Genomic DNA, 11836 nt, shown 5'->3' with positions numbered 1-11836 from the left:
CCCCAAGAGGTGCGGGCCCCAGCTGCGAAGTATGCGTTGCTGCCGGTCAGGCGGGAACGATGTTCTCCGCCGTCGGGCCCTTCTGGCCCTGCGCGATGTCGAAGGACACCTTCTGGCCTTCCTGCAGCTCGCGGAAGCCCTGGGTGGCGATGTTCGAGTAGTGGGCGAAGACGTCGGCGCCGCCGCCGTCCTGCTCGATGAAGCCGAAGCCCTTTTCCGCGTTGAACCACTTCACGGTGCCAGTAGCCATGTCATTTCTCCTTCGGAGACGATGTTCGGAATTCGCCCTGCGCGGATTCCGCGTCGCCGTGCTGATCAACCCGTCGGAAAATGAACCCTATGGCAACCACACCTGCAACTGACACCGACATTAGCATGACGCGATCGGCCCCGTGCGATCAGTAATTCCGCTCGGGTCGGCGGTCGAGGAATACTCGCCGTGTGCCGCACCTATTTCTCACTTCGCGGATACAGATATTGATCCACGCGGATGCAGTGTTCCCGCCGAACGCTTCCGGCCACAGCGCCGTGACCTCCGTCGATGAGCCGTACGCCGCTGCCGTCGCCATCGACGGATGGGACAACGGGGAACGCGCCGGGCCCCGGCCATCGCGACGAAGGTCACATCGCCTCTCCTAGCCGGCGCGTGCGGCGGTCCAGGTGATGTGAGGGGGCTCGACGCGTGCGCACAGGGGCCCGCCCTGCGCGTCGGTCAGGCCGAGGCGTCCGATCAGCAGCCCGTCGCGTGCGGCGGCGGCGAGTACGTCGGCGGGGATGACGTCGAGCATGAGCTTGGCGCGGCGGAACATCGTGAAGACGCCCGACTCGTCGACCGTGCCCCACGACAGGTAGATGAACCTCCGGCCCAGACGGTCCTGCACGTAGGGGCCTTTGATCTCGATGCCGGCCGGCGAGGCGCTCGTGGTGCACTCCAGGGTCCAGGTCGCGGACGGTGCGTCGCCGGGCTGTGGCTCGAGGAGTTCGGCCGGACGGTCACGGCGTTGCACGGCGACGTGGAGGTTGCCGTAGGCGGGGACTCTGCCGTCGACAGACGCGGGGCGGGTGAGGCCGGGCAGGTCGACGGCGTCGATGCGGATGCGCATGGCGGCCATCATCCCGCCACCACCTCGACACTCAGCGCCCGGACCCCCTGCGACGTGATGACGCCCCTTCACGGTGACCTGCGTCACAGGTTCCTGTCTTGCCGTGATGTTCGCAGGTCGCGGGGCGCTGGAAGTGTGGGCCGCCGCTGTGACGGGTGTGCCTCAGGTGACTTACGTCTGTGGCCGCCTGTGCCGGCCTTTCTGTGGGGGGATTCTTCGTGATTCGTCGTACGTCGCGTGCGTACAGACCGCTGAGCCTGAAGAGACGGGCGTGGCTGACGCTCGGTGCCGTGGTCCTGGGAGGCGGGGGCGTGGTGACGTACGCGGTCGCCAGTCCGTCCGGCGACCCCGGTGCGACGGGCCGGGTCAAGCGGCCCGCGAAGGTCTACGACCTCGCGCTGAAGGGGACCACGGGCGCCGAGCGGGAGCTGCCGCGTACGGACACCGAGCAGTTCTCGCTGGTCGGCGTCTCCTGGACGGGGGCCGTCAAGCGGCTCGACGGCACGGCGCAGGTGCGCACCCGCGGCCTGGAGAGCGGCGAGTGGAGCGCCTGGCGGGACCTCGAAGTGGACATCGACCCGCCGGAGGACCCGGAGGCGGGGATGCGCGGCGCGTCCGAGCCGCTGTGGGTGGGTCCCGCCGACGGCGTCCAGGTTCAGGTCGTCCACGACGACGGCGGGACGGGCTCGCTGCCCAAGGGGCTCGAGGTCAACCTGGTCGATCCGGGCGTCGTGACCGACGCGGAGACCAGGGCGTCCGAGCCGGCGGCGTTCGCTGCCGAGGAGAGCACTCCGGCGGCCACCCCCACCGAATCGACGGCACCCACCGACGGTACGACCGCGACGCCGACGGACGGACAGACCACCACGTCTGCGGCACCGACCGGCACCACCGTCGCGCCGACCCCCTCGGCATCCGCGTCTCCCTCGACCTCGCCGAGCCCGTCGGCCACCGGGCCCACCGCGCCTCCGTCGACCGTTCCCGAACCGCCGGTCACCTCACGCGCCGGCTGGGGCGCCGACGAGTCGCTCAGCCCCGACCCGTCGGAGTACAACGCCGATGTGAAGGCCGTCTTCGTCCACCACACCGACGGGGCGAACGACTACTCCTGCGCCGAGTCGGCGTCGGTCGTGCGGGGCATCTACGCCTACCACACGCAGGTCAACGGCTGGAACGACATCGGCTACAACTTCCTGGTCGACAAGTGCGGCACGATTTTCGAAGGCCGTAAGGGCGGCGTCGATCTGCCGGTGCTCGGCGCCCACACCTACGGCTGGAACCGCGAGTCCACGGGCATCGCGGTGCTGGGCGAGTACACCTCCACTGCCGCCTCCAACGCCGCGCTGGCCTCGGTCGCCCGCGTGGCGGCCTGGAAGCTCGGTCAGTACGGCGCCGACCCGGCCGGAACCGTCCAGCTCACCGCGGGAGCGACCCAGAAGAACTACTTCACCACCAGCTTCACCGCGGGCGGCACGTACACCTTCCAGCGGATCTCGGGCCACCGCGACGGCTACAACACCCAGTGCCCCGGCAACTCCCTCTACGCCCAGTTGCCGACCATCCGCACCTGGGCGTCCGGCCCGGTCCAGGGCCTGAAGGTCACCTCGGTCTCCGGAGCGGCCCTGTCGGGCTCGACGTACTACACCAAGGGCGCCATCACCGCGCGCTGGACGGCCACCACGCCGGCCTCGCTCATCTCCGAGTACGAGCTGCTGGTCGACGGCAAGACCGTCGCCACCGGCTCCGGCACCGCCACCTCCGTCGGCACCACCCTGGTCCCGGGCAGCCATACGGTCGCCGTACGGGCCGTACACCAGTCCGGCAGGACGACGACCAGCGCCGCGTTGAACGTCGTGGCCGAGACGACCGCACCGACCTTCACCACCGCCCCGAAGCTCTCGCTGCGCACCGGAACCGTCAACACCACCGCCGTCCCGGTCACCCTCGGCTGGAAAGCCACCGACAACACGGCGCTGAACTCCGTGAAGCTGCTGGCCCCCACCACGGCCACCTTCGGCCCGGCCACCACGAGTTCCAGCCGCACCGCCAAGTCCGGCACCGCCACCACCTGGTCGATGCGGGCCTACGACTACGCCGGCAACTACCGCACGTCGTCCCCCTCCTACACGCCGGTGATCCTGCAGGAGACCTCGGCCACCAAGTCCGGTAGCTGGACCACCCGTTCCTCCAGCAGCTACCTCGGTGGCAAGTCCTACTCCAGCGGATCCAAGGGCGCCGCCCTCACCTGGACCTTCACCGGCCGCTCCGCCGCCTGGGTGGTCTCCCGCGCCTCCGGATCCGGTCAGGCGTACGTCTACGTCGACGGCGTCAAGGTCAGCACCGTCGATCTGAAGTCCTCCACGACTCTCTACCGGCAGGCGGTCTGGACGAAGACCTGGTCCAGCAGCACCAAGCACACGGTCAAGATCGTCGTGCTCGGCACCACCGGCCGTCCCACCGTCACCACCGACGGCCTCGTCCACATCAAGTAGATCGCCGGAGGTGGGGGCGCTGCCCTGGGAAGGCTGCCCCCACCGCGGTGTCAGCGCTCGCTGGGGGCCAGGTCGGTGTTCATGATCTGCTTCGTGAGCTTCGGACGCTCCTTGACCAGGTCGGCGGCGATCGGATCGCGGAAGTACTTCTTGTACAGCTTGATGTAGGTGCCGTCGTCGATCATCGCGTCGATCTGGTCGTCGATGTCCTTGAGCAGTTCGGGATCGCCGTCCTTGCGCATCGGGAAGGCGCTGCCCTGGAGACTCTCCAGCTTCACGGCGATGCGCACCGGCTCCTTCGCGGCGTACGCGTCCGCGCTGGCACCGCCGAGAACGGCCGCCTCGATGCCGCCGGAGAGAAGCTGTGTGATCAGCGCTGTCTGGTCCTTGAACTTCACCAGGTTCGCTCCACCCATCTCGCGGTGGACGAAGTTCTCCTGCACGGACCCGCTGACGGCGCCGACCCGTTTGCCGTCGAAGTCCGGCAGAGCGTTCTGCCGGCCGCCCTTGAGCGTCAGGACGTCGGTGAAGCCCCAGTAGAACGGGGTGGTGAACGCGACCGACTTCTTGCGCTCGGCGGTCGCGCCGACGCCGGCCACACCGATGTCGTACTGCCCGGCCGACAGCCCGGCGAGGATGCCCTGCAGGGTGGTGGTCTTGTACTGGACCTTCAGGCCGAGGCGCTCCGCGGCTCCGTTCATCAGTTCCACGGCGAACCCGGTGGGCTTGCCCGCGGTGTCCGTGATGGCGAAGGGCGGCTGCTCGGACTGGGTGGCCGCGGTGATCACACCGTTCTGGACGAGCTTGTACTCACCGGCCCCGGAGCCGGCCGCTTCGACGCCGCCGCCACAGGCGGAGAGGGGCAACAGCAGAGCGGCGGCCACGGTGCCGGCGAGCAGAGATCTGCGCGAAGTGAGGTGCATGATCCGGTCTTTCTGATGGGAGGGTTCACGACGGTGGAGATGACGGCCCGGGTGACGTTCACAGGACCTGGGAGAGGAACTGGCGCAGCCGGGGGTGGTCGGCGCGCTCGAAGATCCGGTCGGGGGTGTCGATCTCGGCGATGCGGCCGTCGCACATGAAGGCGACGCGGTCGGCGGCCTCCCGGGCGAAGCCCATTTCGTGGGTGACGACGGCCATGGTCATGCCGCCCGATGCGAGGTCCCGCATCACGGCGAGCACGTCCTTGACCAGTTCGGGGTCGAGCGCGGAGGTGGCCTCGTCGAACAGCATCAACTCCGGCTCCATGGCGAGCGCGCGGGCGATGGCGACGCGCTGCTGCTGCCCGCCGGACAGCCGGCCGGGCCGCTGGTCGGCGAAGGCGGCCAGGCCGACTTCGTCGAGGTGGTGTCGGGCGAGCGCGCGGGCCTGCTCGCGGCCCATGCCCTTGACGGAGGTCAGTGCGAGCGTGACGTTGCGCTCCACGCTCATGTGCGGGAAGAGGTTGAAGTGCTGGAAGACCATGCCGATACGCGAGCGGGCGGCATCGACGTCGGCGTGCGGAGCGGTCAGGCAGGTATCGCCGAGCCGGATCTCACCGGCGTTGGGCGTCTCCAGCAGATTGAGACACTTCAGGAGGGTGGACTTGCCGGAGCCCGAGGGGCCGATCAGGCAGAGGGTCTCCGCGCGCCGCACTTCGAGGCTGATGTCGTACAGCACGGGGGTGGCGCCGTAGCTCTTGCTGAGTCCGACGACCTGCAAGGCGACCGGGGTGCCGGGGCCCCCTTCGGAGGGTGCGGCGGGCATCGAGTCCCGTCCGGCGGTCGTGGGGGTCATCGGCCTTCTCCTGCTTCGGTTCCGGCGGGCTGGAGCGGGGTCTTGGGCAGGTCGGGCTCGGCCGGGGCCGGGAGCGGCCCGGTGCGCGGGCCTTCGCGCAGCCGCCTGTCGAGGTGGTTGACGAAGTAGGTCATGGGGATGGTGAGCGCGAGGTAGCAGAGGCCCGCGGCGATCAGAGGCGAGGAGTTGTAGGTCCGGGCGACCTCCTCCTGCGCGATGAAGTACAGCTCGCGCTGCCCGGCGGCGAGGCCGAGCAGGTAGACCAGCGAGCTCTCCTTGATGTCCTTGACGAACTGGCCGGCCATGGCGGGCAGTACCCGGCGGATGCCCTGCGGCACCACCACCAGACGCATCGCCTTGAGATAGCTCAGGCCCAGACTGCGGGCCGCCTGCAACTGACCGGGGTCGACGCTCTGGATGCCCGAGCGGAAGATCTCCGCGGTGTAGGCGCCGGAGATGATGCCGATCGCCAGGATCGCGTAGCCGAACGGGTCGGTGCCGAAGGGGCGGATCCCGGCCGCGGGCAGGCCCACCCCGACCAGCATCACCGTGATGATCACCGGAAGGCCGCGGAAGACGTCGACGTAGATACGGGCGGGCAGCCGCACCAGCCGGCGGTTGGACAGCAGCAGCATCGCTGCCACGAGGGCTATGACGACACCGAGGACGATCGCGCCCGCGGCGATGATCAGGGTGTTCGCCAGCCCTTCGGTGATCAGACGGGGGAAGGTCTCGGCGATCAGATCCCAGTTGAAGAACGTGTTGAGCAGGGCGCCGGAGGCGAGGTCGGGCGGGGACGAGGAGGTCATGACGACTCCCGACCGGCGGCGGAACGGGGAGCGGACGCACGGAACTCCGCACGGACCGCCGTGAGGAATCCCGGATCGCCGAGCAGGTCGAGAACGAGCGCGGCCATGGCGGTCGCCATCGTCGTGGCCGCCTCGTGCGCTCGCGGGCTGCGGGCGGCCTCGCGCATGCGGACGGAGTGGCTCGGGGTGTCGCGGGGGCAGATCTGGACGTACGGATGGATCGCCGGGAGTTCGATCGAGACGTTGCCGATGTCCGAGGAACCGGCCGGATTCGCCGGGGACGGCGGCTCCAGCTCCAGGCCGAGGCCGGCGGTGTAGGCGGCGATCCGGTCGCTCATCACCATGTTGTCGTTGCGCTCGGCGTAACGCGGCGCGGTCTCCGTGGTCTCGACGGTGGTGCCGGTCGCGAGCGCCGCTCCGTCGGCGGCCGCGAGGACACGGGGCATGAGCGCGTCCAGTGCGGCGGAGGTCGCCTCGCGTACGAAGAGGTCCACCTCGGTACGGTCGGGCACGATGTTCGGGGCGGTGCCGCCGTGCGCGATGATCCCGTGCACCCGGGCGGTCGGCGGAACGAACTGGCGCAGCGAGTCGACCGCCGTGAGGAACAACTGGGCGCCCGCGGCGGCGGAGCGACCGTCCCAGGGCATCTTCGCGGCATGCGCGGCCACACCGTGGAAGGTCAGCCGCAGATGGCAGGCGGCCAGTGCGTGCCGGGCCCGCAGACTGCGGTCGCCCGGATGGAACATCACCGCCGCGTCCACCCCTTCGAACACGCCGCGGTCCAGCATGAGGATCTTGCCGCCGCCGCCCTCCTCGCCAGGGGTGCCGATCACCATCAGCGTGCCGGGGTGGTCGGGTCGTACGGCGGCTGCGGCGACGGCGGCGGTCAGTCCGCCGGCCGCGATGAGGTTGTGCCCGCACGCATGACCGATGCCGGGCAGCGCGTCGTACTCCAGCAGCACCGCGACCGTCGGACCGTCGACCGGCCCCCGGTGGGTGGCTGTAAAGGCCGTCGGCAGGTCCGCCACGCCCTTGCTCACCTCGAAGCCCGCGCTGGCGAGCCGGCCGGCCAACTGCTCGGCGGCGTAGTGCTCCTCGAACCGGGTCTCCGGCGTGCCGTGCAGATCGAGGCTGAGCTGCTCCAGCAGCGACCGGCGATCCTGTACGGCGGCGCGGAGGTCGGCGGGGACGGGCTGATTCATGGCGACTCCGGGGGGAGGCTCGGTCGGGGTTGCCGGAACCGTAGAGCTCACCGGAGGCCGTACCTACAATGGTTGCCGCGGTCGCGGTAAGCGACCTTCCCGGCGTGCCGGAGGTGGCCATGAGCGTCGTCCTGTCGCTCGCCGGGGCCTCCCCCTCCAGCGTGTCCGCAGGTGCCTCGCCGCTCGCCGAGCTGGGCGCGGCGCTCCACGCCTACACGGAGGCCGAGCACCATCCGCGTGCGCTCCGCTGGGTCCGCGGGCTCGATGCGGATGCCCCCGACGGTGACGGATCCACGCAGGACGGGGCGCCCGCCTCCGCTCTCACCCCCGGCCTGAGGCGGCGCATCAGGGACTGGGCGCCGCTGTGGGCGTCGTACCGGGCTCGGTACCTGTTCCCGCTGGGCGCCTCAGGAGACCGGCCGCTCGACGCCGAGCTCACGGACCTCGCTGAGCTGCCGCTGCCGCTCTTCGTCGAACTCACCGGATACGCGATCCGCGGCGGCAACTCCGGCGCCCCGCTCGATCGGGTACTGGACGACCGGCCGCAGCGCGAGGGCCTGCTGACGGCGGCCGAGCAACGCTCCACCGCCCGCGCCGAACTCGCCCGCAGGCTCCTCGACGCCCCGGAAACCCTGCGCGCCGATCTTCTCGACCTGCTGGCCCAGGCGGCCCTCGCCCTGGAACCGGACCTCGCCAGGGCGGCCCGCGTGATCGCCGGGCAACTGCCTCGACTGCGTGACTCCCTCGAGCACAGTGGTCCCGGCAGGACGCTGGCAGACCTGGATTCCACGGCGTCGTACCGGGACGACCCGCCGCGCGTGGTCTTCGACAAGTTCCACCACGGCATCGTGAACGTCGCCACCACCCCGGTGCTGGTCATACCGTCCGCCTTCGGCCGGCCCCACCTGCTGGTGAAGCACGAACCGGGTCTGACGGCGGTCGTCCACTACCCCCTGGTGCCGGAGGGCGACGACCAGCCCGGCTACGCGGTGGTGCACCGCCGCCTCGAAGTCATGCGTGACCCGGGCCGCCAGCGGATCGCCCGCGCCATCGCCCGGGAACCTCTCACCCCCTCCGCACTGGCCGATCGCAGCGGCATGACCCTGCCGCAGGTCTCCCGCCATCTGGCCCGACTGCGCGAGGCCGGCCTCGTCACGGTCGAGCGCGACGGCCGCCGGGCGTACTACCAGCTACGTCTGGACCGCGTGCGCAGCATCGGCGAAGACCTGCTCACCGCGCTGTTCCACTGAACCGGCCGAGACTTACCGGCACCGCGACAACCGTCGCCGGCGGCGAGCCCGGTTCTCCTAGCGTTCTCTCACGCCGCGAGGCGCCTGAACCCGGAACCGCACGAGGAGACCGGCCACCATGAACGCTCAGCGCAGGAACACCCGGTCCTTCCACATCCCCGCGCAGCCGGAGCAGGTCCCTCTCGCCCGCCGAGCCGTCCTGGACATCCTGAAGGGCTGGGGGGTTCCGGCCGACGGCGACGCCGTCCACGCGATACGGCTGATCGCCTCGGAGCTGCTGACCAACGTCGTGCTCCACGCGGCGGCGGCCACCGTGCGGATCGGTATCGTCCTGGAACTGTGCGACGGCACCTGGATACGCATGGGCGTGCACGACGGCCATCCCGAGTGCCCCGCCCCCGGCGACAGCGGCACCGAGGCCACCCATGGCCGTGGCCTGAAGATCGTGCACGCCCTGCTGGAGGAACTGAACGGGGTCGTCCTCACCGAACGGACCGACGACGGAGGCAAGACCGTCTGGGTCGAGCTGCCCTGCCCCGTGGCGAGACAGGCCGCGGAAGTCGAGGCGTTGCTCCTCAGCGCACCGGGAAGCCGCAGGAGTAGCCCTGCTCCTTGAGCCAGGGGAGGATCCGGCGCAGGGCCTCGACGGTCTGGGAACGTTCGCCGCCCGCGTCGTGGAAGAGGATCGTCGGCCCGTTCGGCAGCTCCCGCTCGACGGTGGCGACCATGGCGTCCGTGCCCGGCCGCTCGAAGTCCTTGGAGTCGACGTTCCAGCCCAGGGGGCGCATGCCCCGGGAGGCGGCCAGCTTGCGGCTGTAGGGGGTGAAGGCCCCGCCGGGCGCCCGGTAGTACATCGGCCGTACGCCCCCGGACGCCTTGGTGATCATGCGTTCGGCGTCGAGGATCTGCCGCGACTGGTAGGCCTCGGACTTCTTGTCCATGGCGGTGTCGTGCGACACCGAGTGGTCGCACAGCCGGTGCCCGGCCGCGACCACCTTCTTCACGAGGTCCGGGTGGGCCTGTGCCTGCGTCCCCACCATGCAGAACGTGGCCTTCACCCCGTACTCCCGCAGCACGTCGAGCACTTCAGGGGTCCACACGGGGTCGGGGCCGTCGTCGATGGTGATGTTGACGCCGCGCGCTCCCTTGTCCGAGGCGTGCGCGATGCTCACCGCGACCGGCTTGACGTCGCCGGGCGTGGCCGACGCGCTCGCCTCCGGCGACGAGCCGCCCGCGGCACCGGCCTGCGCGGTCCACACCGACGCACCGGTGGCGAGCATCGTCACCCCGAGCGCCGCCCCGAGCACCTTGCCGTACCAGCCCCGCCCGCCGCCGTGCCGTGCCATGTCCGCCCCGCTCTCCCGCAGTTCCTCGCCGATGCCCGGTCACCGTGCGACCAACTGGCATGACGAGAAACGGCGGCCACGGGATCCGTCCGTTACCGATCACGGACAATCTCGGGGGAGTCCGCGGACAACTCGGGGACAGCGGCGGAGTCTGTGAGCTATCTTTGGGCCGCCTCATCCATGATCAACAGTCGGCCGTACGACCACCTGCAATGACGTTCGTTCTCCCACCCCCCACGCCAGGTCCACGGATCCCCCGACTGGGGTCAACGCGTATGCACATTGGGAGACATCGCGTGACATCTGAACAAGAAAGACACCGCTCGTCGAGACGCGACCACCGCATGGCAACCGCCGTCGTGGTAGCCGCACTGACAGGCGGTCTGCTGGTTCCCACCCTCGCGGGCAGCGCCATCGCGGCGACCGCTGACCGTGCGTCGGTGTCCGGCCGCTACGGGGACTTCAACGGCGACGGCCATGTCGACCTCGCCGCCTCCGCCCCCGACGCCACGGTCGACGGCACGACGGGTGCCGGAGCCGTCACCGTCGCGTACGGTTCCGCGGACGGCGCGGGCGCCACCCTGGCCGAGCGGGTGACGATCAGCCAGAACTCCAAGGGAGTCGGTGGGCAAGCGGAAGCCGAAGACCACTTCGGTTTCTCCGTGGCCATCGCCGACTTCAACAACGACGGCTTCGCCGATCTCGCCACCGGCACCCCGGGCGAGGACGTCGGGGACGATCAGGACGCCGGTATCGTCCAGATCCTGTGGGGCTCGAGGACCGGCCTGTCGGGCAGTGCCAGGCTCGCCGATCCCACGAGCGCCGATCAGGACGCCCACGGGCGGACCCTCGCCGCAGGTGACTTCAACGGCGACGGCAAGGACGACCTGGCCGCCGGCAACACCTCGGCCCAGGCCTGGCTGTACGCGGGCGGCATCACCGACGAGGGCGCCGACAGCGGTACTTATCCGCTGGGCAACCTGAATTCCTGGGGTGGTGAGGTCGTCGCCCTCACCGCCGGTGACGTCACCGGTGACGGCGCGGACGACCTGCTGTTCAACCACTCTCAGCTCTATCGCAGCGGTGGTGACGCGAGCACGCTGGGCTTGGACCCGACGCCGCTGCAGGTCGGCTCCCGCGGTGGCTACTCCTCGGTGTTCGGGGACTTCGACAACGACGGCTACGGGGACATCGTCCTCGGCCGTGAGGGCGGGAACGGTGGCGAGATCACCTACGTCCCGGGCCGCCCGGTTTCCCAGACCGACCCCACCTGGACGGTGGACGACGTCAACAGGTACACCCTCACCCAGGACGATTTCGACACACCGGGTGACGGCGACCTGTACGACCGGTACGGCGCCGGACTCGCCGCGGGTGACATCAACGGCGACGGCTACGACGACCTCGCCGTCGGCGATCCCCACGAGGACACCGACACCGACACCGTCGCCGACGCCGGGCACGTGACCGTCATGTACGGCGGCTCCATCGGGCTCACGACCACCGACCGCCAGGTCTTCGACCAGGGCACCGAGGGCGTCCCCGGCGAGAACGAGGCCGGCGACGGGTTCGGCTCCCGGCTGCTGCTCAGCGACCTCAACGGCGACGGCAGGAAGGACCTGACGGTCGCGGCGCTGGGCGAGGACGGCGGGAGCGGCGCGCTCACCACGCTCCTCGGCTCGGACCTCACCCTCACCGTCACCGCAGCACGCAGCCTGACCCCGACGTCCTACCTCCTGCCGACCGACGGACAACCGCACCTCGGCAGCAGCCTCCAGGGCCATCCCCCGATAACGCCTCAGCCGCTCCCTGAAGTCGGCTGACAGCGACCCCGACAACCCGCACAACAACAAGGCCC

11 protein-coding genes are annotated in these 11836 nt (G+C 70.2%); 4 read left to right on the top strand and 7 right to left on the bottom strand.

Annotated features, from left to right (window positions below; all coding sequences use genetic code 11):
• Positions 1-46: 46 nt before the first annotated feature.
• On the bottom strand, positions 47-250 hold the full coding sequence (locus tag ACFTZL_RS31135) for a cold-shock protein (protein WP_189725621.1): 204 nt from the start codon (positions 248-250) through the stop codon (positions 47-49).
• Between the two features lie 385 nt (positions 251-635).
• Positions 636-1103 (bottom strand): DUF5990 family protein, encoded by a 468-nt coding sequence (locus ACFTZL_RS31130; protein ID WP_382589322.1) that lies wholly within the window; start codon positions 1101-1103, stop codon positions 636-638.
• Between the two features lie 257 nt (positions 1104-1360).
• Here ACFTZL_RS31130 and ACFTZL_RS31125 point away from each other — a divergent pair, with 257 nt between their 5' ends.
• Complete coding sequence (locus ACFTZL_RS31125; protein WP_382589325.1) at positions 1361-3595, top strand: N-acetylmuramoyl-L-alanine amidase; 2235 nt, start codon at positions 1361-1363, stop codon at positions 3593-3595.
• Positions 3596-3645: 50 nt separating this feature from the next.
• Here ACFTZL_RS31125 and ACFTZL_RS31120 read toward each other — a convergent pair whose 3' ends face one another.
• The 4 genes from ACFTZL_RS31120 to ACFTZL_RS31105 are packed head-to-tail and all read right to left on the bottom strand — an operon-like array spanning position 3646 to position 7382.
• Entirely contained in the window at positions 3646-4518 is an 873-nt protein-coding gene (locus ACFTZL_RS31120) for a substrate-binding periplasmic protein (RefSeq protein WP_382589319.1), read from the bottom strand.
• A gap of 58 nt (positions 4519-4576) precedes the next feature.
• Positions 4577-5371: an amino acid ABC transporter ATP-binding protein gene (locus ACFTZL_RS31115; protein WP_382589316.1), complete on the bottom strand. Its 795-nt coding sequence runs from the start codon at positions 5369-5371 to the stop codon at positions 4577-4579.
• Positions 5368-6180, bottom strand: a complete 813-nt coding sequence (locus ACFTZL_RS31110) for an amino acid ABC transporter permease (protein WP_382589313.1) — start codon at positions 6178-6180, stop codon at positions 5368-5370. Before ACFTZL_RS31110 ends, ACFTZL_RS31115 begins: the two co-directional genes overlap by 4 nt.
• A complete protein-coding gene (locus tag ACFTZL_RS31105) occupies positions 6177-7382 on the bottom strand; it encodes an amidohydrolase (RefSeq protein WP_382589311.1) in 1206 nt (401 codons plus the stop codon). Before ACFTZL_RS31105 ends, ACFTZL_RS31110 begins: the two co-directional genes overlap by 4 nt.
• A gap of 119 nt (positions 7383-7501) precedes the next feature.
• On the opposite strand from ACFTZL_RS31105, the gene ACFTZL_RS31100 reads away from it, so the two are divergent.
• Positions 7502-8632: a DUF5937 family protein gene (locus ACFTZL_RS31100; protein WP_382589308.1), complete on the top strand. Its 1131-nt coding sequence runs from the start codon at positions 7502-7504 to the stop codon at positions 8630-8632.
• Between the two features lie 118 nt (positions 8633-8750).
• A complete protein-coding gene (locus ACFTZL_RS31095) occupies positions 8751-9248 on the top strand; it encodes an ATP-binding protein (RefSeq protein ID WP_382589305.1) in 498 nt (165 codons plus the stop codon).
• Here ACFTZL_RS31095 and ACFTZL_RS31090 read toward each other — a convergent pair.
• Complete coding sequence (locus ACFTZL_RS31090) at positions 9208-9978, bottom strand: polysaccharide deacetylase family protein (protein WP_382589302.1); 771 nt, start codon at positions 9976-9978, stop codon at positions 9208-9210. The genes ACFTZL_RS31095 and ACFTZL_RS31090 overlap by 41 nt on opposite strands.
• A 344-nt stretch (positions 9979-10322) precedes the next feature.
• On the opposite strand from ACFTZL_RS31090, the gene ACFTZL_RS31085 reads away from it, so the two are divergent.
• A complete protein-coding gene (locus ACFTZL_RS31085) occupies positions 10323-11801 on the top strand; it encodes an FG-GAP-like repeat-containing protein (protein ID WP_382589299.1) in 1479 nt (492 codons plus the stop codon).
• Positions 11802-11836 lie beyond the last annotated feature (35 nt).

Origin of the sequence: Streptomyces sp. NPDC056948 (genome assembly GCF_042674225.1) — a bacterium.
GTDB lineage: Bacteria > Actinomycetota > Actinomycetes > Streptomycetales > Streptomycetaceae > Streptomyces > Streptomyces purpurascens.
This window is presented reverse-complemented; position numbering and strand designations above follow the sequence as displayed.